General features: G+C 60.2%; 15 protein-coding genes. 4 read left to right on the top strand and 11 right to left on the bottom strand.

Translation table 11 applies throughout. The annotated features are described in order from the left end of the window. Positions 1-628: 628 nt before the first annotated feature. The 5 genes from IPM54_31535 to ccsA all read right to left on the bottom strand — a co-directional run bounded on the left by IPM54_31535 (position 629) and on the right by ccsA (position 4,692). A complete protein-coding gene (locus IPM54_31535) occupies positions 629-2,230 on the bottom strand; it encodes an SBBP repeat-containing protein (GenBank protein MBK9264322.1) in 1,602 nt (533 codons plus the stop codon). A 138-nt stretch (positions 2,231-2,368) separates the two neighbouring features. Continuing rightward, entirely contained in the window at positions 2,369-3,508 is a 1,140-nt protein-coding gene (locus tag IPM54_31530; GenBank protein MBK9264321.1) for an acyl-CoA dehydrogenase family protein, read from the bottom strand. Positions 3,509-3,512: 4 nt separating this feature from the next. Continuing rightward, a complete protein-coding gene (locus IPM54_31525) occupies positions 3,513-3,656 on the bottom strand; it encodes a hypothetical protein (GenBank protein ID MBK9264320.1) in 144 nt (47 codons plus the stop codon). After that, on the bottom strand, positions 3,653-3,934 hold the full coding sequence (locus IPM54_31520) for a CcmD family protein (GenBank protein MBK9264319.1): 282 nt from the start codon (positions 3,932-3,934) through the stop codon (positions 3,653-3,655). Before IPM54_31520 ends, IPM54_31525 begins: the two co-directional genes overlap by 4 nt. Positions 3,935-3,939: 5 nt before the next feature. Next, complete coding sequence (ccsA, locus tag IPM54_31515; GenBank protein ID MBK9264318.1) at positions 3,940-4,692, bottom strand: cytochrome c biogenesis protein CcsA; 753 nt, start codon at positions 4,690-4,692, stop codon at positions 3,940-3,942. A gap of 108 nt (positions 4,693-4,800) precedes the next feature. Here ccsA and IPM54_31510 point away from each other — a divergent pair, with 108 nt between their 5' ends. Then, on the top strand, positions 4,801-6,753 hold the full coding sequence (locus tag IPM54_31510) for a protein kinase (GenBank protein ID MBK9264317.1): 1,953 nt from the start codon (positions 4,801-4,803) through the stop codon (positions 6,751-6,753). Between the two features lie 485 nt (positions 6,754-7,238). Here the strand turns inward: IPM54_31510 and IPM54_31505 are convergent, their stop codons facing one another. The 5 genes from IPM54_31505 to IPM54_31485 all read right to left on the bottom strand — a co-directional run bounded on the left by IPM54_31505 (position 7,239) and on the right by IPM54_31485 (position 12,993). Continuing rightward, positions 7,239-8,441: a dispase autolysis-inducing protein gene (locus IPM54_31505; GenBank protein MBK9264316.1), complete on the bottom strand. Its 1,203-nt coding sequence runs from the start codon at positions 8,439-8,441 to the stop codon at positions 7,239-7,241. Positions 8,442-8,572: 131 nt separating this feature from the next. Beyond that, a complete protein-coding gene (locus tag IPM54_31500; protein MBK9264315.1) occupies positions 8,573-9,049 on the bottom strand; it encodes a VOC family protein in 477 nt (158 codons plus the stop codon). Between the two features lie 370 nt (positions 9,050-9,419). Then, entirely contained in the window at positions 9,420-10,784 is a 1,365-nt protein-coding gene (locus IPM54_31495) for a TolC family protein (protein MBK9264314.1), read from the bottom strand. A gap of 46 nt (positions 10,785-10,830) precedes the next feature. Continuing rightward, positions 10,831-12,330, bottom strand: a complete 1,500-nt coding sequence (locus IPM54_31490; protein MBK9264313.1) for a sigma-54-dependent Fis family transcriptional regulator — start codon at positions 12,328-12,330, stop codon at positions 10,831-10,833. 81 nt (positions 12,331-12,411) lie between these two features. After that, entirely contained in the window at positions 12,412-12,993 is a 582-nt protein-coding gene (locus IPM54_31485; GenBank protein MBK9264312.1) for a hypothetical protein, read from the bottom strand. 191 nt (positions 12,994-13,184) lie between these two features. Between IPM54_31485 and IPM54_31480 the strand changes: the two genes are divergently transcribed. From IPM54_31480 to IPM54_31470, 3 genes are all read left to right on the top strand, one after another. Then, positions 13,185-14,423, top strand: a complete 1,239-nt coding sequence (locus IPM54_31480; protein MBK9264311.1) for a PEGA domain-containing protein — start codon at positions 13,185-13,187, stop codon at positions 14,421-14,423. A gap of 19 nt (positions 14,424-14,442) precedes the next feature. After that, on the top strand, positions 14,443-15,552 hold the full coding sequence (locus tag IPM54_31475) for a hypothetical protein (GenBank protein ID MBK9264310.1): 1,110 nt from the start codon (positions 14,443-14,445) through the stop codon (positions 15,550-15,552). Positions 15,553-15,646: 94 nt separating this feature from the next. Further along, the gene (locus IPM54_31470; protein MBK9264309.1) at positions 15,647-20,938 is read left to right on the top strand and encodes an AAA family ATPase; all 5,292 of its coding nucleotides are present in this window, start codon (positions 15,647-15,649) and stop codon (positions 20,936-20,938) included. Here the strand turns inward: IPM54_31470 and IPM54_31465 are convergent. Then, complete coding sequence (locus tag IPM54_31465) at positions 20,932-22,278, bottom strand: response regulator (protein MBK9264308.1); 1,347 nt, start codon at positions 22,276-22,278, stop codon at positions 20,932-20,934. The two genes, IPM54_31470 and IPM54_31465, sit on opposite strands and share 7 nt — an antisense overlap. Between the last annotated feature and the right edge of the window lie 171 nt (positions 22,279-22,449).

Here is a 22,449-nt window from a genome sequence, read left to right as displayed (position 1 = left end):
GGCGAACGTTGCGAGGCCAAAGTTCACCTCGCCGCTGAACGCCTGCACGGTTTGCCGGAGAGCACACTTGGCGTCATTGAGGCGACTGGGATTCATGCCGCAGGAATTCAGCGCGTATCCCGCGGCATTCTGGTTGCATTCCGTGGGGTAGTTCGTGGGCGGCGTCGTACACGCCGTCATCGATCCGGACGTATCGACGACGAGCATGAAGTAGGGCCTTGCCGGCGCAGGCCAATCGGCCGGGTTGAACGAAAGACACGCGGCGGGTTCCTGCGCGCTCGCCGGCTGCATACATGCAGCCGCCGCCGCCAAACCAGAAAGCACCGCCAACGAGGTCAATAAACCTTTCGAAGGCTGCCGAAATAAAGCCATAAAGTGCTCCGCTTGGAAACGCGCAATGCGCCCCGAATGACCCACGTTCACTCACGCCTCACGGACGCAAGCCTTTGGCAAAGATCTCACGACTTTCCGCGCCGGTACAAGAGCCGAGCCACCGAGCCGTCGACATGCGCTCGCAGAAGACGCCCAAATCACCAGCGCCCAGAGATCTCGCTGCGTCAAAGCACAGGGCGCACCGCATCGCAGTGCGCCCTCACACGCTCATTCCTCGAAATCGAGGCGACCTCTTTCAAGGATTGACAGACAAGAGAAAAACATCATCACCGGCCGCCGTGAGCACGCCGGTGCCGAAGTCGGCCGTTCCATTGAAGGATCCCGTGACCGCAACGCCGCCCGTCGTCGGATCGATGGCCATCGCTTGCGTCAGTTGAACACCCGGACCCGGGTACGTGCGAAGCCAGACGGGACAACCCTTCGAATTCAAACGCGCCACGTACCCGTCGAACGCCCCTGCGCTCATCGTCGGCATGCCCGTATCGAAGTCGATCGAGCCCGAGAAATTCCCCGCGACGAACACATCGCCGTTCGGTGCCATCGCAACACCCATCGCCGTCTGCGATTCGCTATCGCCGAACGTCTTTGTGAACGTATGCGCTCCCGCTGCAGTCAACACCGTGACGAACGCATCGTCGGTGCCGGGGTTCGTGACGGGCATGCCTCCAAGGTCGAACGTGCCGCGGAAGTTGCCGCCCACGATCACTTCGCCGTTCGGCCCAACCGCCACCGCGTTCGCCTTCGCGCTGCCCTCCGCATCCCCGGTGCTCAACTTCGCCCACGCCGCAACGCCGAGCGAATCGAGCTTTGCGACGAACGCACTCGTTTTCGACGTCGCCGTCATCGCGCCACCGCCGAAGTCGATCGAGCCCGCTACGTCACCAGCAAGATACACGTTGCCCATCGCATCGAGCCACACGGCGCGCGCGTATTGATCCGCCGCATCGCCGAATTGACGACTCCACTGATACACGCCCGCGCTGTTGTACTTCGCCGCAAACGCATCTTGCGCACCCGCGCTCGTATGGTTTGCCCCACCAAAATTGACGCTATTCTGGAAGCTTCCCACGATGATCACGTTGCCCGCGGAGTCGACGGACAAACCACGCGCATTCTGCACGTTTTCGTCGCCATACCGCTGGCTCCACACGTGGTTTCCGTCGGACGTGAGTTTGGCGAGAAAAATATCGACGAAGAGATTTCCGTTTGCATTCAAAGCACCCCCGCCGAAGTTGATGCTGCCCTTGAAGCTTCCCGTGACGTACACGTTGCCATTGGAATCCGCTCCAATGCCCGAAGCCGTCTGCAACTGACCATCGCCAAACTGCTTTGCCCACAAAAGTTGTCCTGCAGGCGTGAACTTTGCGACGAACACATCGTCCATGCCGGCGCTGTTCAGCGTCGTTCCACCCAAATTGATGCTGCCCGCAAATGATCCCGCGAGGAGGATGTTGCCCGACTTGTCGAATGCAACAGCGGCCCCCGTCTGCACGCTCGCATCGCCAAACGCCGCCGCTACCTTCGTCGGTCCACCGGTCGGATCGCCTGTCGGGCAACTTGGAACAGCACCCGACGAACTGCTGCTCGAGCTGCTGCTGCTCGAGACGCTGCCAGTGTTGCTGCTGGTCGTGAAGTCTTCGAGCCCCGTGCCACCATCACCACTCGATGAGGTACCCGCGCCACCAGCACCCGTCGTGTTCGTCGGTTGAGCATCGCCACAGGCTCCCGCCAAAAACGCGGCACAGGCCGACACGATGCCCGTCATTGCGCCGATCTTTTTCATGAGACCCAGTGACGACCGATTGGCCACCGAACGGTGATTTTTCCGAGTGCGCATGGAAAGGTACTCCTCTTGGCAGGTGCAAGAAATTGATACGCCCTGATCATCAAGGCGAGAGCGTACGAAGGTAAATGATTCGAGTTGAAACCGGACCCGGTTTCAGACGGGGCCTGGATTTGAGCGCTTGCTCCAGCTTCAAGCCAGAAGCTGCTTGGCAATGACGATGCGCTGAATCTGGCTCGTGCCTTCGTAGATTTGCAGCACCTTCGCATCGCGCATCAGCTTCTCGACCGGATACTCTTTGACGAAACCGTTGCCGCCAAAGACTTGCACCGCGTCGACCGCCGTCTGCATCGCGCTGTCGGCACCATACGCCTTCGCAAAGCTCGACACGATGGGATCACGCACGCCGTTATCGAGGTTCCACGCAGCCTTCTGATACAAAAGACGCGTGCCCTCCGTGCGAATCGCCATCTCGGCGATCATCCATTGGATGAGCTGATGATTCGCGATCGCCGTGCCAAACGTCTTGCGCTCCTTGGCGTACGCGATGCACTCGTCGAGGCACCGGCGCATGAGGCCCGTCGCCGCAGCTCCAATGTCGGGACGCGTCTGATTGAACGTCTCCATCGCGAGCTTGAAGCCCTTACCCTCGGGCGCCAAAAGGTTTGCCTTCGGAACGACGACATCATCGAGGAACACTTGCGCCGTGTCGCTCGCGCGCTGGCCGAGTTTGTCCTCTTTCTTGCCCACGCGTAGTCCTGGCGTGTCGCGATCGACGATGAACGCGGCGATGCCCTTGTGCCGAAGGTCGGGGTTGCTCGTCGCGAAAATCACGTAGAAGCTCGCGTAACTCGCGTTCGTGATCCAGCACTTCTGTCCATTCAAGACGTAGTCGTCGCCGTGCTTGGAAAAACGCGTCTTGAGGCCCGCGACGTCACTGCCCGCATCCGGCTCGCTCGTCGCATAACTCGCCATGATCGGCTCGGCGACCAGCTTGCCGAAGTACTTCTTTTTCTGCTCTTCGGTGCCACCGAGCTTGATGGGCGTCAGCGCGAGACCATTGGCAAGCATGCTCGTTTCGATGCCCGTGCAGCCATATGCAAGCTCTTCCGTGATGAGCGTATTCTCGAGCTCGCCCATACCCGCACCGCCGTATTCAGCGGGAATCGTCGGGTTCAGCAGTCCAAGCTCCCAGGCGTCACGGAAGACATCCATGGGGAAACGACTCTCGCGATCGCACTCGGCCGCGATCGGAATGATGCGCTCCTTGGTAAAACGGCGGCAGGTTTCGATGAGGCTGCGATGCTCTTCGGAGAGCGAAAAATCCAACACGGTCCTACTCCTTCATCCTGCTCCTGCGCTTGTCCAACTCGGCACGCACCGCGCGCGCTCCCAGCGTGTAGCCAATCACGAGCCCCAGCAGCAGGACGCTGGGGATGAATATCACGTGCTCGGGCGTGATCTGCGTAATGTCGTTCATTGCGATCCGCCCCGCCCGCGAGCTTTCTCGAGCGCAACCTCGAGCGATGCGATGCGCTGATCGACTCGCTTCTGACGCCGGAAGAGCGACACGATGAAGATGAGCGTGATGATCCAGATCGCCGCGTAAGCCTCGACGAGAAGCTTCTCGCCGCTCTGCATTTGCGTTCCGCCTTCGACCGGACGAAACGCCGTCGATCGATCGTCCGCCGACTTCGGTGGAGGTGCCTTGCCGGGCGCGGGTGCTTCGTACTTTCCTGCCGTGTCTTCAGCTTGCATCGCGACTACTCCTCACCAAGCCCGAGCTCGAGCGCCTCTTCTTCGATTTCCTGGAGCCGGTTTTTCGCGACCTCGAGGCGATAACGGGACCAAATCAAAAGCACCGTCAAAAGAGCGAACGTGGCAAAGCCCAAGTAGAGCGCGAGCTTCATGTCGGGATGCCCAAGCCCGCCGCCGCCCGAGGAGATCACCGTCGGGTGATTGCCGCCCCACTTCTGCACCGAATACCGAATGATCGGCAGGTTTGCCGCGCCAAGCACTCCAAGCGCCGCGGCAAACTTGCGCTCGGCATCGCCATCACCGGCAAACGATCGCAGCACGACGTACGAGATGTAGATGAGCACCTGGAGCATCGACGTCGTCAGGCGCGGATCCCACGTCCAATAGACGCCCCATGCCTTCGCCGCCCAGAGCGGACCGGTCACGAGCACCATCATGCCCATCACGACGGCCGCTTCGGCGCCCGATCGCGCAAGGGCATCCCAGTTGCGCGTGCCCCTTGCCAAGTACCCCGCCGAGCCGATGAAACATGCGATCGCGCCGAGGTACATCGAGATGGCAGCGGGCACGTGAAAGTAAAAAATCTTCTGGACAATCCCCATCGTCGCTTCGACGGGGACTCTGTAGAAGATGACGTGAATCGTAACCGCGAACGCAATCGCTGCGAGCAGGACCAGCGCGTAAAACGCCATGTCCGTCGTGCTCGTGGACCGGCCCCCGTTCGTCGTTCGCGAAGCCGCAGGCTCGTTCATCGCCATGGTCGGCGGGCACCCTAGTGCCAACGCATGCGACGTTCAAGCCGCGTGCAGTCGAAAGTATCGCTCGCACCCGAGCTGATCTAGACTGCCGTCTCTCGTACTGTCGTCATGACTGATTCTCTCCCCGAGCAAGCGCAAGCAGAGGTGTCCTCGTTTCGTCCAGGCACCATCGTGGATGGGCGTTATCGCGTGCTGCGTCTCATTGGCGGCGGCGGCAACGGCCTCGTGCACGAGGTCGAGCACATGCGCACGGGCCAACGGCTCGCGCTGAAGTCGCTGCTCGATCCCACGATGTATCAGCGGCTCGAACAAGAAGCTCGCGCGACGAGCCTGCTGAAAAGTCCGCGCGCCGTGAAAATCGTGGACATGGGGACGAGTCCCACGGATGGCCCGTACCTCGTGATGGAACTGCTCGCAGGACAAAGCCTGCGCGAGCTGCTCCACGACGCAGGACAGTTGCCGCTCGAGATGACGATCAACATTGCGCTGCAAGTCGGCGAGTGTCTCGCGGAAGCGCATGCGGCGGGCATCATCCATCGCGATCTGAAGCCCGACAACATTCACCTCGCGCCAGGTCCGAAGCCCAACTTGTACGACGTCAAAGTACTGGATTTCGGCATCGTCAAGATTGGCCAGGATGCGCCCGTTCCCGGTGGATCGCTCACGCGAACGGGCTCGACCGTCGGCACGCCGTACTACATGAGTCTCGAGCAACTGCGGAATCCTTCCGCCGTCGATGGCCGGAGCGATCTCTACTCGCTCGGCGTCGTGCTCTACGAGAGTCTCAGCGGACGAAAACCGTACGACGTCGACACGATCGGCGACCTCGTCTACGCGCTTTGCTCGGGCCCGCCGACCGATCTTGCGCGCTTGCGGCCGGACATTCCTGCGGCGGTGAGTCGTGCCGTCATGCGTGCGCTCGCGCCCGAGCGCGACGATCGTTACGACACCGTGCTCGATCTGTGCCGCGAGCTTGCGCCGTTCGGTGATCGTTCCGTGGCTGCTTGGATTGACGAACCTCAAGCGCGCCCTGCAGCGCCAGCGCCTCGACCTTCACCGGGACCGTTTGCGGGCGGAGCGCCGACGCCATCGGGCGTGCGGCCGAAGATGCTCAGCCAAGCAACGGAAATCTTTCAATTGCCCGAAGGTGCCGCCGTCAATCCATATCCGCCGCTCGAGCCTCCCGTGCAGGCACTCGCGGCAGCCGTGCATGCTCCCGCGCCAGCGCGGGACGACGATGGAGGGGCCCGACGCGACACGCCGACGACGTTCTATGTCAAACCCGAGGCTTCGGAGAAACCCGAGCTTCCCGAGCGCGCGCCGGACAGTGAAAAGACGCAGATGATCGATTCGTCGCGCACTGCGAGCCGTTCGGGGAGCGGGCCGAGTCCGGTCGTATCGAATCCGAATGCGAGTTTTCCGAAGCAAACGAATCCGTACACGAAGACGACTCCATTCGGGATGATTCCGGAGCTTGCGGGGCTGCCGCCGCCGGGCACGCCGCTTCCTTCCGCATTTCCGAACCAGCCGCCGCAAGCGGGTCCTCAGGGTTTCGGGTTTGCGCCGCCGCCATTGCCGCCGGCGTCGACGCCGGGGGCATCGGGGGTATTTGCGCCGCCGCCGGCACCGGGAATGTCGGGTGGGTTGAGTGCGCCGGCGGATGTGAAGACATCGGTGTTTCCCACTTTGAATCCGGGTTCGATACCGCCACAAGGAATGCCGGGTCAGCAGCCTGGATTTCGCCCGCCGAGCATGGCGCCGCAGCCGCATCCGCTGATGACGGGGTCGAACATGCCCATGGTCAACATTCCGGGCACGATGGCGTCGAATTTGCCAATGGGAAACATTCCGGGGGCGACGGGGCCGCTTCCGGGCGGAGCAGCGCCTGCATGGATGTCGACGTCGTATCAAGGAGCGCCGCAGGCTCCGGCGTCGGGCATGGATAAGCTTTTCGCATTTTGGAACAATGCGCCGCAAAAAACGCAGATTGCCATTGCGGCGGGCGCGGCCGCGTTGTTCGTAACGCTGGTGCTGCTGTTTTTGTGGCTGCTTGTCAGGTAATTGCCTCAGCCCCCAAAGGCTGGACCCATCTTCACGGAGTGACTATCTGGTTGAAGAACCGATGGTGGCAAGACGGTGTCATCGCACGTCCGGCCACGGAAAGTGGTTGGCACTTTGGGGAAGAAGCGGAAGCAACCGGAAGCGAAGCAGATGAGCGATCCGACTTACATCTCCCGAAGCGCCTTGAAAAGCAATCTAAATTAGACCTCTCAAAGTGGTTGGCACCTTGGGAAGGGGAAGTGGCTCGAACGACTTGGCGCTTGCTCATCACCATGTTAATGAGGCACGCTTAGGAGGTAAGCGATGAAGACCAAATCTAACGTAAAGGCCGGTCCTCAGTTGACCAACTGGCTACCTGGCTGAAGAATCGATGGCAGCAAGACTGTGTCGTCGAGCTTCCAGCCACGGAAAGTGGTTGGCACCTTCGCTAGCGGGCGGTTGGCACCCTGCGGAGGCAGGCCGGCTCGAGCATCAACCGCGCGAGCTCAAATTCCGTTCTCGACGGTGAGCCCGAGGTAGAGCAGGTTCGAGTCCGCGGGGGACGCGACGATCGCGCCGATTTCATCGTACGCATTATGTGTTTTCGTGACCTTCCCGGTCGCATGGTCATAACGATAAAGATCCGTCCCATAGTCAGCGTACCAGCTACCGAACACGAAGTAGAGCACGTTTGGATCGGCTGCGTGCGGCGCGAGCAAATTCCCATTGATGAGCGTAACCTCGGGCGATTCGGTCACGACCGCGCTGAACGTCGATCCGCCATCGGTCGAACGATAGATGTATCGCGTGTCCGATCCGAGGTCTTTCGCTTCGGCCCAGACGACGTTTCGGTCCACGGGTGAAACGACAATCGAAAACGGGTTCGTCCCCGTCCCGAGCCCTGCACTGGGCTTGCTGGTCTTGCCTCCATCGAACGAAACGGCCGCCCCCTCGACCGATTGTCCAAACACCACGTGATCGATGTCGGTCGGGTCGAATGCAAAGCGATAACCGATGCCCGTCGCGGGGAAGCTACCTTGTTTCATCCACGAATTGCCGCCGTCTTTGGAATCGGCCAGCGCGCCATTGGCATCGCCAATGCGAAGATGCAATCCGTCCTGCGGATCGACGCCCACGCCGACGACGTTTTGCGCTGGCGTAGCGACCTTGTGCGACCCTGTCTCGTCAATGCGGTAAAACGCCGCGCCGTTATCGGCCCATGCATAGGCGAGACCCCCCTTCGCCGCCGTGATGCGAAATGGCCCGCCGTCAAGCTGGCCAATTTCTTTCCATGTGCATCCAGCATCCTCCGAACGCAAGAGAATGCCCTTGTGTTCGGCGAGCAGCGTATTCGGCGTATCCAGCGCCGCCAGCCCGAACGTGTATCCAATGCCGTCGAGCTGCCCGGGAGTCTGCGCGAGCGTCGCTCCATCGTCGGTCGTAAATGTCACCGCAGACGTGCCGGAAATGCCATTGCAAGCAGGTTTGGCCCACGCAACCGCTCCTCCCGCTCCGCCATCACCACCCATGCCACCTGTGCCACCTGTGCCACCCACGCCACCGTCGCCACCCACGCCACCGCCACCGCCTTGCCCACTGCTGCTCGTTGCGCTGGAGGCAATGGCGGTTTCTTGCGGCCCACAGCCAGTCACGAGGGATCCGGCAATGACAAACACGAAAGCAAGCGAGACATCAAGCTTCTGGAACATGGTCATTCAGCCTCTTGTTAGGGCGATTGCGCGCCATTTCTTGCGGCCCGCGACGGGATGCACGAGCCTGTCGGAAAATTGCAGTTGCAATGGGTGTGCCGCGCCAGGGTCTTCGCAGCGAAGGCCCCAGATCATGGCGTCATGACGTCGCCACGAGCGAAGTACGCCGCGTGATCGAGCGTAGAGCACTGTATTTCCCACCAGTTACGGTCGAGGTCTTGGAGATAAAAGGAATAGGCACCGTGTTGCAGAACGGGTTTCATGATTTTTTGCATCCCGTAATGATCTTTATACGAGATCGCATTTTGATGAGCTTCGTCGACGGCCTCTTGGGAATATACATCAATCCCCCAATGGTGGAGCACATGCATGTCCCAAAGTTTTTCTGGACCGCATTCGACGCAAACGACATGCATTCCCGTATGAAGGCGGAACATCATGGCCGAAGCCGCGTGCCGTACGACTTCGAGTCCCAAAAATTCTTCGTAAAACTTCCGCGATCGCGTGAGATTGGCGCAAAGCAAAGTCCCGTGCGAGAGCCTTTGTGAACGAACGATCGATACCTTCGAGCCGGTCGCGATGTGGCTCGTTGATTCACTTTTATCCATACTCCCCCAACGCGGTTGAATGAGCTTGCCGACGAACTGCCATATGGTTGCAGGCAGAAATCGTGCCGTTCGAGAATGGATCGTCGAACTTGCGTCGAACCCTTCATCAATTCCCGCGGAGATTGGATTCGTCAAGAAATCCGCATGCTGTTTTTTCGTGAGCGCGTAATGTGGCGACGGAATTCCAGTCAATGCTTTTTGCCCAGCCCGAATTGAAAGAACCGCAATCGACTCGCGTCACTCACCGCAACCGCCTCGACCGCCTCCTCGGCCTGAATCGGCCAAAGGCGGCGAGTGCGGCGCGGAGTGCCGCATGTGCTGAGAAATCAGGTCGCTCCCAAAGCTCAATCAACGAAGTGGCGGTAGCGTGTCACGTCCCATCCGGTGCAATCGCGTCCCATCCGGTCGCCTTCGCCAACCGACTCATGGCCATGTCGAGCTCCATCGTGGCGTTCATCCAAGCAAAACGGTGCGTCGCGTAAGCCCTGGCCGGATCCAATACATCTTTTTCTTCCCGCGCGCCAATGTCGATGCCTTGCTGCACCGTCACCATCCACTTTTTTGCAAACGATGCAGCCTTCGCGTATGCCTCCATGCGCTTCTGCCAATCCACGACTTCGGCATACGCCGTTTCGACTTCCGCTCCTGCGCCGCCCGTCGCAAACCGTTCGAGCGCCCGTACTTCCTCGAGCTGCGCATGAGCGTAACGAACACGCGCCGATTGCGTCAAAAAATCGAGCTTCCAATTGAATACGATTCCGGCGCCGTACCCAAAAAAATTCGCCTGATCGGCACCAAACGGATTGATTTGATTCGTCACTTCGGGCGCTCGCGCATACACCGCATTCAAACCGAGCCCAATATCGGGGAAAAATTGCGCCCGCGCCACTTCGAGCTGCGCCGTCCGCGCCAAAACCCCCGCCCGCGCCATCGATATCTCGGGCCGATACAGCTTGGCCGCCGTCAAATAACGTGAAACGTGCCCCAGCTTGTGCTTGGGAGGCCGTATGGGTTCGTCCGGGATATCCAAATTCGGCACGCCCGCGTAAAACCGCAGACCCGTCAGCGCCACAGTAGCGAATCGCGTCGCCTCGGACTCGCGCACCTCAATTTCGGCGACATACGTTTGCAGCTTGTAAAGCTCGATGGGATCGGCATCTTCGTTCTCCACCTGGTCGGTCACCTTGTCGACGGCCCGGTTGACCGCTTTGCGCACTTCACGGAGAAGCAGCGCACTGTCACGCGCGAGCTGCAATCCAAAGTATGCCTTTCGCACATCGAGACGCACGGTATCTCGTTCTTTTTCGACCTGCGATTCATTCAGCCGCACATTGGCTTCGGCCGCGGCCCACAAATTCGTCATCTTGCCGAATGTCCAAAGCGGCAAAACCCCGTCGATACCCGCGCGCCACGCAAGCCCGAGGCTGCTCGTGAGCGCTACGTCGGTATTGGGGCTGAACATGTTATTTCCAAGGACGGTCGGGGCAAGGCCAACACCTCCCGTCATTTTGAATTGGGTAAACGGCGTTCGGTGGGCTTCGTCGAGCTGAGCGCGCACGGCGAGCAGACGCGCCCTGGCCGCCAAGATGTTCGGATGGTTCTTGTCGGCAGCTTCGAGAATATGGGGCAAGTCCATCGTGACAGGCGTTGCGGCGTGGGCGCTCGCAGAAGCGACCGACACGCCAAACACCAGAGCGGCCTTGACGAAAAAGCGATGGGAAACGACACGCAGCATGCGCAGCGCATTGTCCACGAAGCTGCGGTTCGTGCAAGTCGACTCCCTACACTCTTTCACGCTCGTCGTGCCCATTTTCTTCCGACACCTCGCGCACTTTCTTGACGAGCCGCCGGAAATTCGACCGATCCATTCCTGCTTGTCGCGCCGCCTCACTCACGTTCCCATCGGCTCGTTTCAAGAGACGCTCGACGTATGTCCGGTCGAACAGCGTCCCGGCGCGCTCCTTTGCCACTGCATAAGGCAAATCCGCGAGCGTTTCGTCCCAAATGACCGACGATGAAGCCTCGGGCGCCGCCGCGTCGTCCTCGAACGCGGGCGATTCATTGCGCGTAAACGGCGGAAGGTCCGACGGCATGATGCAATCGCCACGCGCCATCACGACGGCATGCTCGATGGCATTTTCGAGCTGCCGGACATTGCCCGGCCACAGTTGTTCGCGCAAAACGCGCAGCGCCTCGGTGCCGATGCGCTTGATGTCCCGACCACTTCGCCGCGCATATTTCTGCAAAAAATGGTACGCGAGCAGCGGGATATCCTCTTTACGTTGGCGCAGAGGCGGCAAGTACACTGGAATGACTGCGAGCCTATAATAAAGATCCTCGCGAAATCGACCTTGCGCTATGCGTTCCTTCAGGTCCACGTTCGTCGCGGCAATGACGCGCACGTCCACCATTTTCGGTTCGGATGCACCCACGCGTTTGACCTCGCCGACGGCCAGCGCCCGCAGCAGTTTGGCTTGTGCGCTCAGCGGCAAATCGCCAATTTCGTCCAGAAAAACCGTTGCCTTGTCGGCAAGCTCGAAAAGGCCCGGTCGGTCCATCGCGCCCGTGAATGCACCTTTCGTACTGCCAAACAGTTCCGTTTCCACGAGCGTTTCCGGAATGGCCCCGCAGTTGATGGCTCGCAGCGGTTTGTCACTCCGTAAGCTGTGCTGGTGCACCGCGCGCGCCACGAGCTCTTTGCCCGTGCCGTTTTCGCCCAAGATGAGCACGGTCGACGTCGTCGGAGCAGCTCCGAGCGCCACGCGGTAGACTTCCTGCATCCGCCTCGATCCGCCGATCATCTCGCCAAACCGCTCGTGCGTCGCGAGCCGTTGTTCGAGCTGCCTGGTCCGATCGACCAAACGTTTGTGCTCGGCTGCTTGAGCGAGTGCGATCGAGACGGCTTCCGTAGGCCCGAAGGGCTTGGTCAAGAAGTTGTATGCGCCTTGTCGCACGGCGGCAACGGCGGTGTCGATGTCACCAAAGCCGGTCATCATCACGACTTCGACTTCGGGATGATCTTTCTTGATGCGTGAAAGGACATCCATGCCGCTCATGCCCGGCATCATCACGTCGAGCAGCACGACGTCGACGCGTGTCGTCTGAAGCAGCGATAGCGCTGCCGCACCATCTTCGGCCGTCAGCACATCGAAGTTCTCGACGGAGAGCATACGCGCCAAACTGCGACGCAGCGCAGGTTCGTCATCGACGACGAGCACACGCGGTTTCGGCAGCGCGGGAGCGTCTTTTCGATCTTGGGCGATGGGAGGCTCGTCTGGCATGGGGTTTGTCCCTCGCGTCTCCGGGCGCTTCATTTGAGCATGCCCCGCTGCTCCTGTCGCATCATCAGCCGCTTGCGGAAACTACTTCGCAGGTGCAGGTGCCGATGCTTGCGCTGCCGGCGCGGGAACGTCCACTTGCAGGAGCATGCCCGCATCGGTTTCGACGACCTTGTGCGTCACGGCGCTCGGCTGACGCAACTCGACGACGAGCTCGGCGTCCTCCTCGTCCACTTCGACGAGCGACACGCGAGCGACGGCTGTGCGGAAGAAACTGGTCACGAGCGGCAAGCGGTTTGTCCGAACGGGCACGGACGCACCCTTGATTCGGTAGGCGATGCGCCCCTCGGCTTTGCGCTCGGCCACGATCACCTTCTCGCTGATCGCCACGTGGATGCGGCTACTGCCATCGGGCAGCACCCGAAACGCTGGAAAGTTCGCGACGGGACCTTTGACGACGCGACGTTTTTTCGCCTTGCGCAGCGCCATGCGCTTGACGGGTTTGGGCGTCGCAGCCGACTCGGTCGAGCTTTGTGCGGAGCCGGTAGCAGTTCCCGAAGCTTGCGTCGACCCGGTTGCGACACTTGGCGCAGGTGTCGGCTGCTCGGCGGACGCGACCTGCACGACGAGCAAGCCGGCAAGAACGATAGGGCAGAGTTGGCGCATGCTCGCCATTGAAGCACGATCGCAGCCTTTCGATCCAGTTTCCGTCCATCCCCGCAGGAAGTCATTTCCACCGTTGGCATCGGTTCGGGTGTCGTTGGAGAACACAGAGAGCTTGGCCTTCATCGCTGAAGCACTTTACGCTTGATTGCGGAGCGTTACTTTGGTTTCAATGCGCATGCAGCAAGGAGCACATGACGATGCTTAGGCGATGGGTACCGGCGGGCCTGCTGCTTTCGAGCGTGACGATGATGTCCGCCGCGAGCATGGCCCAAGCGGCACCGAGCAAACCCGCAGCACCGGCGACGACCGCGAAACCAGCGGCGACTTCGACGAGCGCGAAACCAGCCGCTCCGACGGCGGCAAAACCTGCAGCGCCCACGGCCGATGCGAAGGCTGGCACAACGGCTGCGGCCGCGGCGCCAACGCCCGACGCCAAAGCTCCCGCTCCGACTGGAGCAGCTTCGCCCGATCCCGACAAGGAAGCTGCGCGGCTCATCGAAGAAGGCAGGAAGGCGAACAAAGCGGGTCAATTCGACAAGGCGCGAGAACTGTTTGCCGCAGCCTACAAGTTGAAGCCCGAATCGAACACGCTGTTGCTGCTCGGATTGTCCGAAGCCAAGTCGAACCGGCCTCGCGATGCTGCGGAACATCTGGAAGTTTTCCTCCGCGAGGCGAAGACGGCGCCTGCAGAAGACAGGGAAACGGCAACGCGAGTTTTCAATGACGTCACGGCAAAACTTGGAACGTGGTGGCTCAAGATTCCCATCGAGGGAGCGGAAGTTTTCCTCAACGGACGCCTCGTGGGTCGCTCCCCGCTGGCAGCGCCGCTCTTCGTCGAGCCCGGCACGCATGACATCGAAGTGAAGAAGGAAGGGTACGAGCCGGCGAAGGAGATCCACGTCGTCGCGCCGAACACGGAGAGCGAGACCGATGTCGTGCTCAAGCCCTTGCCAGCCAGCGTGGGACCCAAGAAGCCACCGCCTGGCCCGGAAAAACCGAAACCTCCGCCTCCCCCGCCACCTTTGCCGGAATGGCACACGTATGGGCTCATCGGCGGCGGAGCGCTCACCGCGCTGGGTCTTGGATTGGGCATTGGTTTGACCGTGTCCGCGGGCGGCAAAGGCGAAGAAGCCGATAAGCAGCTTGCCGAGATTGCGCGAACGACACCGAATACGTACGGGCTTTGCGGGCCGAATTCTTTTCAGCCGAACCAGCCCGCATGCGCGCAGCTCAAGGACACCCTTTCGTCTCAGGATGCGCGCGCCAATGGTGCTGTGGCGGGTTTCGTCATTGCGGGTGTGGGCGCCGTCGGAACGGTGGGGCTGTTTTTGCTGCCGAAGGTGCCCATTGGTCGCAGTATCATTGGCATGAAATTCGCCCCCGTCATCGGCTTCGACCGATTGGGTGGCACGCTTACCGGTTCGTTCTGAGCGAGACGGAGAACCTGACATGCGGCCGACGAATCGCACGACTTGGATGCTTTTGCTTGGATTCTTGGGATTGGCTGGGCTTCAAAATCCCGGTTGTTCCAACGAAGTGGACAATTTGGCCCGCACCGGGGAAGATCCCGCGCTCAAAGGTCAATGCACGCCTGCTGCGGACGACGGCGATCCCTGCACGCTCGAAGGATGTGAAGGGCAGCCGAATGCGCACGTCGTCATGGCGGGCCTTCCTTGCGGATTGAACAATGATTTGATCTGCACCGCGACGGGCGATTGCGGCGGCTGCACGACACCCGATCAATGCGGCGTTTCGACGCCATGCCTGCCATGGGCATGCGACCTCGACAAAATCTGCCGGCAGACGCCTTCTCCCAATGGGCAGAAGCTTCCAACGCAAATTCCCAACGATTGCAAGGAAATTCAATGCGACGGCCAGGGCGGTGAAAAAGTCGTCAGTGACGATAACGACGTTCCGTTCATCGATTGCCAATTCACGTCGTGCATGAATGGCTCGCCCGTGAGCACGCCCGCGCCACAAGGAACGGCGTGTACGACGGGCGGCGGGAATTCGTGCGACGGCGAAGGCACGTGCGTCGAATGCAATACGAATGCGGATTGCGGTCCCATGGGGATTTTCTGCGATCCCAAGTCGAATACGTGCTTCCGATGCGACGACAGCATCCGGAATGGTGACGAATCCGACATCGATTGCGGCGGCGATAGATGCCCAGCTTGCATCCAAGGCCAAAAGTGCAACGTCATTCAGGATTGCGGCTCGAATCTCTTCTGCGCCGATGGAATCTGCTGCAACAGCGCATGCGATGCTGCTTGTGAAGCCTGTGATCTTCCCACGAGCGTGGGCACGTGCGAGTTCATTCCGAAATACGGCGAGGATGACAATTACGGCAATGGGATGTCGTGCCTCGGCGCCAACAGTCTTGCCTGCACGGGCCTCGGCGGCTGCAAAGGCGCGCTCGGTGCGCAGTGCACAGGCCCCACGGATTGCGCCAGCGCCAAGTGCAGCGCGGGCAAGGTCTGCGTCAAGAACACGGGTGATCCGTGCACGCAGGCGAGCGAGTGCTTCAGCAATTCGTGCACCAACAACGTGTGCGACTAACCCTGAACGTCACGAAACTCGTTCGTAGACCGCTTCGTTCAAACGTCCGTCGGTCCAGAGTCCCCTTGTCCAGCCATCGAGGTGGCATTCTACGATGCTTCCCGGTTATCGCCTCCTCGATCCCATTGCAGTCGGTCCACGTTCGATCGTCACCCGAGCGATTCGCGAAGCCGACAGCACGCTCGTCGTCGTCAAAACCGCGCGGCGCCCCGAAGATGCCGAAAGACTTCGCCAAGAATTCGCGGTCACTCGAGGTTTGCCCGGCATACGCACCGTGCGCCCCATCGCGCTCGAATCCGGACCCGACGGCCCGGTGCTCATCAGCCAAGACGTCGGCGGCGAGTCGCTCGTTTCGTGCATCCACAATCGATTATCTCTGCCAAACCTATTGAATTTTGCCCTGCAAATGGTCGACGCCGTGGCCGAAGTGCACGGCGTGCGACTCGTGCACAAGGACATCAAGCCGTCGAACTTTTGCCTCGACGCAAAGAGACGATCGGTTTTTCTCACGGACTTCAGCATTGCCGAACGATTGCCCGAAGGTGAAGACGACTTGCCTCGCGCAGCAGCCATGGGCGGCACGCTTGCGTATATTTCGCCCGAGCAAACGGGGCGCACCGAACAGCTCGTGGATTATCGTACCGATTATTATTCACTCGGCGTCACCTTGTACGAATTGCTTTCCGGACGGCTTCCCTTCGATTCACCCGATCCGCTCGAAATCGTGCATGGCCACATTGCCAAAGACCCGCCTCCCCTACCCCCCGAAGTGCCGGAATCGGTTGACGCCATCGTACGTAAGCTGCTCGCCAAGTCTCCGGATGAACGCTACCAGAGCGCGTCGGGATTGCGGCGCGATCTCACCGCGTGCCTGGATAGCTTGGACCAAAACGGGCACTGCGCTGCATTGACCGTAGGTCAATACGACGTCCCGGAACGATTTCGGATTCCGCTGCGCGTCTATGGTCGGGACAAAGAAATCCAAACGCTCCTCGCCGCATTCGAACGAATAACTCAGCCAAGTGCCAGCAGCTCACTCGTTCTCGTGGCTGGTTATTCCGGCATCGGCAAGTCGTCACTCATTCACGAGCTTCGCCGGCCCATTGCCAAAGCGCGCGGCAGGTTTGCCTCGGGCAAATTCGATCAGGTTCGGCGCGACATACCATACACCACGCTCGCGCAAGCGCTCGACGAGCTGGCACTCCAGCTCTTGGGCGATAGCGATGCGCATTTCGACATGCTTCGCAAGAGCTTGCGCACCGCGCTTGGTCCGAGCGCCCGTGTCATCGTCGACCTCAGCCCTCGTTTCGGGACGCTCCTTGGCAGTCCGCCTCCCATTGCAGAACTGCCGCCTGCAGAAGCGCGAGCACGCCTGCACGCAGCGCTCGGGCGATTTTTCGCCACCATTGCCCCGGCCGAGCACCCACTCGTCCTTTTTTTCGACGACCTTCAATGGGCCGACCCAGCCAGTTTGCGCGTGCTCCATTCGGTGCTCACGCAGCGTGACGTGGGGCATGTCTTGGTCGTCGGAGCATATCGTGACAACGAAGTGAATCCGACGCATCCGCTCATGCTCACGCTTGCCGACATGGAAAACGAAGGCACGCGTATCGAAAGGATTTCGCTCACGGGTTTGCCCGAGCAAAACTTGGAAGAGCTCGTACAGGACATTTTTTACGTCGACGGAGATCGAGCGCGAGGTTTGGCACATCTCGTGCATGAAAAGACGCACGGAAATCCTTTTTTTGCGATCCGCTTTCTCCGAGACTTGCACCGCGATGGTTTGATTGTTTTCGATTCCGCTGCGGCAACGTGGCGCTGGGATCTCGGCGTCATTCGCGAGCGAAAATATGCGGACAACGTCGTCGAGCTTCTCACGGGGCACATCGAGCGTCTTCCGTCACATGCGCAGTACGCATTGGAAATTGCGGCGTGTATCGGCAATGCCGTGACCACGCGCGATCTTGCGGTCGCTTCGCATCGAACGGAGGAACAAATCTCGGGCGACCTTGCCGCAGCCGTGCGTGACCACCTCGTTTTGCGCGTCGCGGAGGGCTACGAGTTTTCTCACGACCGCGTGCAGCAAGCAGCGTACGAGCGAATTGCGGAAGATGAGCGACCCAGGACGCATCGGGCGCTCGGGCGTGCCATTTTGGCAGATACGCCCCCCGCAGCGCTCGATGCCCGCATATTCGACATCGTTTCGCAATTGGGGCGGGGTTTGACTGCAATGAACGACGTCGCAGAACGGCGACAGCTTGCAGATCTCGAATTGCGGGCAGCGCAGCGCGCACGACGCTCATGCGCATTCCGTACGGCATCCCAATGCTTGTCGATCGGCATCGAAGCGCTTGGTCCTTCCGGGTGGGACGACGCGCCAGGCACGATGCGCGAGCTCTGCATACTCAAAGCAGAATGTGATTTTTTGAGCAGCGAGTTTTCCGAGGCGGAAAAACTTTGCAAAGAGCTCATGAAGCGCGTTCCGGAGGGTCCGGACAAAGCAGACGTCTACCGCACGCTCATTGGCATTTACACTTCAATGGGACGTCCGGCGGATGCCGCCAGCGCCGGTCTCGAAGCATTGCGAAAGTTTGGCATCGAACTTTCGCCAAGCCCAACGCCTGATGAAGTAGCGCAACGCCTGCAATCGGTCATCGCCAAGCTCGAAACGTGCCCGCTCGAGACGCTCGCGGATTTGGAGTCGATGACGGATCCGAACAAACGCGCGGCGATGTCGATTCTGCTCGAAATTGCGCCTCCGACGCTTTTTACGCACAAGGGGCTCTATGCGACCGTCGTGGTCACGATGGTCGACATGACGTTGCGCGGCGGCGTCACGGATGAATCCGCCGCAGCTTTCGGCTATTTGGGGGCGCTCCTCGTCGACCGAACCGCGGGTCAATATCGGCTCGGATGGCTCGCTGGGAAATTTGGCTGGGATCTGATGGAGCGACGCAATCTTCCGGCATTTCGAGCCAAGCTCGGCCTCATGTTCGGGGATATCGTGAACGCCTATGGTCGTCATTATCGCGACAATCGACGATATTTGTTCGAAGGGCTGCACGCGGGTCAAGAAAACGGCGACCTCATTTTTTCTTGCTATACATGCAATCACTTGCTGACGAACATGCTCGTGTGCGGAGATCCCCTGGACGAAGTATGGCGGGAATCCGAACGATTGGGCGATTTCGTAGAGCGAGCGCGGGATCAGAACATCGTCGACATCGTCGTTACGCAAAAGCGCCTCGTCGCTTCCCTCCGCGGCACCACGGTTCGAGTAGGTTCGTTCGACGGTCCTGATTTCGACGAAGCCGCATTCGAGCAGCGTATTGCGACGAGCCAAATGGGTCTCGTCGTTTGCTGGTATTACATTCGCAAAGCGGAAGCTCGAGTTTTCGGTGGTCAATTCGACGAAGCCGTCGCCGCGGCCGAGATTGCCGATAGGATGCTCTCCACCTTTACGAGCGAAGCGGAGCTTGCCGAGCATTTGTTTTTTTACGCCATTGCTGCAGCAATGACGTGGGAACGTGCGCTGGATAGCATACGCCCAGCACGCCGAAAAGCCTTATTGACTAGCCAGCAGCAATTCGAAGCCTGGGCCGAATATTGTCCGGACAATTTCGCCTGCCGACGCGATCTGTTGAGCGCCGAGCTGGCTCGCATCGATGGCCGAATTTTTCATGCAGAAAAACTTTATGAATCTGCCATTGCCGCAGCCAGATCTGCCCGATTTCCCCACGTCGAAGCGCTCGCCGCCGAGCTCGCCGCGCAATTTTATCGGCAACGCGGGCTCACGACGCCCGCCGCCGCATACTTGCGCGCCGCGCGTGACGCTTACGCGCGCTGGGGCGCGACCGGCAAAGTCCGCGCGCTCGAACAAGCATTCCCCGAATTGCGCGCGCTCGAAGGCCCCTCGGCAGAACATCGCGCAACCACGACGCCCGCCACGTCCACGGCCAATCGTACATTACACACCACCCTCGACATTGCAGCAGTGCTTCGAGCAACTCGAAGTATTTCCGAAGAAATCGTCCTCGACAAACTCGTTTCCACCGTACTCCGCGTGCTGCTCGCCGACGCCGGCGCCGAACGAGGACACTTCATCCTGCTTCAACATGGCGATCCCGTGCTCGTCGCGAGCGGACGAAGCGATGCGGACGAAACGCCACGAATGACGAACATTCCACTCGAAAATTGCGATGACATTTTGCCATCTTCACTCGCTCGGCTCGTCTTGCGCGCCGGTGAAGCGGCCATCGTCAATGACGCCCTGATCGACGCTCGATTCGCGGCCGATCGTTATGTCGTCCGTCACCGTCCGCGCGCGCTCGCCTGCGTCCCCATTGCGAATCATGGCAAATTGCTCGGCCTGCTGTTGCTCGAACACCGACGCCTCCCGTCGGTATTTTCAAAGGAACGGCTGGAGCTCATACGCATCCTTGCCGCGCAAGCAGCCGTTTCAATTGACAATGCACTTTTGTACCGAGAGCTCGACCGGCGCGTGCGTCAACGGACGCAGGAGCTCGAAGAAGCTCAAAGGCGGCTCGTCGATACGGCACACCGCGCGGGCATGGCCGAAATTGCGACGAATGTCTTGCACAACGTAGGCAATGCCCTCAACAGCGTCAGCGTCAGCGCGGACGTGGTCCTGGCTCGCCTGCAGGATTCACGCATTGGCACAATCGAACGCGTCGCGAGACTCGTTTCCGAGCACAAGAATGACTTGCCCGCATTTTTCTCGAGCGATCCGCGCGCCCAATCCGTGCCCGACCTTCTCGATGCGCTCGCCAAACGTCTCGAGGAAGAACGCCGCTCCAATCTCGAAGACCTTGGACGCGTCTACAAACACGTCGGGCACATTCGTGACATCGTTTCCCTTCAGCAATCGGTCGCGGGCGCTACGCGTCTTTTCGATGACGTCATGATTTCAGAATTGGTCGAAGACGCCATTCGTATCAGCGCGCTCGAAGCAAAAACGAACGATATCGAAATCACGCGGGACATCCATTCGTCCGTCACTTCATGGCCACTCGAGAAACATCGAGTATTGCAGATATTGGTCAACTTGATTTCCAATGCTGGTCATGCACTTTTGGCCACGAGTGACGACCACGAGAAAAGCCTCATCGTGTCCGCTCGCGTGGAAAACGGCGACCGCTTGGGTTTCACCGTTCGAGATACGGGTTGCGGCATTGCTCCCGACGTCATGCCGCGCTTATTCACGTTCGGATTTACCACGCGCGCCGGTGGTCACGGATTCGGTTTGCATTCCTGCGCCATTGCCGCAAGAAGCATGGGCGGTGAAATCATCGCTCAAAGCGACGGCGTGGGGCGCGGCGCGACATTCACGCTGCTATTGCCACCAAAAGACATGCGCCGTCAATAAGGCGTCACGTCGCGAAGGACCACGATGGCCGAAGTTTCCAGCATCGGGGCAATGCGGGCATCGTACTTGCGCCCGTCGAGGCCCGGTGAAAAGCTGAATTGCTGCACCGAACCCGTGTCCATGGCGCGAACGAGCGCCTCGAGCAAACGCGGATGTTCGTGCGAAGGAACGAGATCGAGCAAATTCGTGAATGCTACCCAATCGGGCAATGCCCCCTCGCGGCCTGGTCGCGGCGCTACCGTCCGACCATCGCGGCCCACATGAAATACAGTGTCCGGCAATGCCATGAGCAGCGCTCGCAATGATGCCTCGCGCTGTGCGAGCGATTCGAGCATGTGTGCGCGATCCAAAAAGTGGCCGAGCCTCGAACACAGCTCTTCAATGAGCGCCAATTCGCCGCGATCGGGCGCGGTCTTCGTGGCGCGCCACATTTCGAGCACCCCCAGATCACGCTCCCCCGCGCGCGCGGGGACCAGGAGCGCCCCGCAAAGCCCCGCACTTTTTGCGAGTCCGGCACGCTCGTCTCGCTGCTCCGATGGGAATGCGTGAAATGTCGATGTAATCAACGATTCTTTGGGCAACACGCGTGCAGCGTCTTCGAGCGACAAGGTCGACGCGCATAATTCCGCAATGGCACTCTGCGTCGCATCCGCAAACGCCCCGAGACATTCGAATCTGGTGCCGCCAGCGCATGACCACAGCGCCACGAATGGCCATTCGAGCGATTTTGCAATCAATTCGACGAGCGCCGGCCCGCAGGCTCGCGGCGAAGACGCGCGCACGAGCAGCCGCGTCGCCTCGTGTAGCAGCTCCTGGCGCCGATATGCCGCATGAAGCGCCGCTTGCTCGGACCATTTCATCGTCATGGCAGCCGCCATCTGACGAACCTCCGCGGCGTCGAAAGGTTTCTTCAAAATGAGAAACCGCCCCTCGTTGTCAATCCGCTCCGCAATCGCGCTCCACGACCAATCCGAATACGCCGTACACAGGACCGCCTGAATGTCCTGGTCTTCCTCGAAAATCACCGCCAACGTTTCGACTCCATCGAATCCGGGAGGCATGCGCACATCGACGAACACGAGCGCATAAGGGCGTTTTTCCGCACGAGCTCGTCGAATTTTCTCGATCGCTTCGGCTCCCTGGTACGCGCTGTCAACCTCGAACCGGATTCGCCTCGGCTCGGGCGCCCGAATCCCGAAAACGGCGGCTTCCATCGCGTCCAGATCGACCGCCTCGGCATCACCGACCAGGATCTTACGAAAATCTTCGTGGATCGAGCGCTGATCATCGATGACGAGTACGCGCCTGTTGAACTGTCCCCGGTCGCTGCTCGTGCCCATGCCTTCCGGTTATCACCCGAACCGCACGATACGACAAGGTCTTGTGCAACTCCCGAGGCGATTTTTACCTAATCGCGACCGAGAGCCCGCTCTCTTGGCGAACGTGCCGTGAGACGTAAAACCGCGACATCCATGTACCCACCGCCACGGCGCCATCCTTGCTCGATGCAT

Source organism: Polyangiaceae bacterium, from assembly GCA_016715885.1.
Taxonomy (GTDB): Bacteria; Myxococcota_A; Polyangia; order Polyangiales; family Polyangiaceae; genus Polyangium.
This window is presented reverse-complemented; position numbering and strand designations above follow the sequence as displayed.

Coding starts and splice junctions, on each gene's coding strand:
- IPM54_31505 (MBK9264316.1), bottom strand. CDS start 8,441: ATGTTCCAGAAGCTTGATGTCTCGCTTGCTTTCGTGTTTGTCATTGCC.
- IPM54_31500 (MBK9264315.1), bottom strand. CDS start 9,049: ATGGATAAAAGTGAATCAACGAGCCACATCGCGACCGGCTCGAAGGTA.
- IPM54_31525 (MBK9264320.1), bottom strand. CDS start 3,656: ATGAACGACATTACGCAGATCACGCCCGAGCACGTGATATTCATCCCC.
- IPM54_31510 (MBK9264317.1), top strand. CDS start 4,801: ATGACTGATTCTCTCCCCGAGCAAGCGCAAGCAGAGGTGTCCTCGTTT.
- IPM54_31495 (MBK9264314.1), bottom strand. CDS start 10,784: ATGCTGCGTGTCGTTTCCCATCGCTTTTTCGTCAAGGCCGCTCTGGTG.
- IPM54_31520 (MBK9264319.1), bottom strand. CDS start 3,934: ATGCAAGCTGAAGACACGGCAGGAAAGTACGAAGCACCCGCGCCCGGC.
- IPM54_31465 (MBK9264308.1), bottom strand. CDS start 22,278: ATGGGCACGAGCAGCGACCGGGGACAGTTCAACAGGCGCGTACTCGTC.
- IPM54_31480 (MBK9264311.1), top strand. CDS start 13,185: ATGACGATGCTTAGGCGATGGGTACCGGCGGGCCTGCTGCTTTCGAGC.
- IPM54_31535 (MBK9264322.1), bottom strand. CDS start 2,230: ATGCGCACTCGGAAAAATCACCGTTCGGTGGCCAATCGGTCGTCACTG.
- IPM54_31490 (MBK9264313.1), bottom strand. CDS start 12,330: ATGCCAGACGAGCCTCCCATCGCCCAAGATCGAAAAGACGCTCCCGCG.
- ccsA (MBK9264318.1), bottom strand. CDS start 4,692: ATGGCGATGAACGAGCCTGCGGCTTCGCGAACGACGAACGGGGGCCGG.
- IPM54_31485 (MBK9264312.1), bottom strand. CDS start 12,993: ATGCGCCAACTCTGCCCTATCGTTCTTGCCGGCTTGCTCGTCGTGCAG.
- IPM54_31475 (MBK9264310.1), top strand. CDS start 14,443: ATGCGGCCGACGAATCGCACGACTTGGATGCTTTTGCTTGGATTCTTG.
- IPM54_31470 (MBK9264309.1), top strand. CDS start 15,647: ATGCTTCCCGGTTATCGCCTCCTCGATCCCATTGCAGTCGGTCCACGT.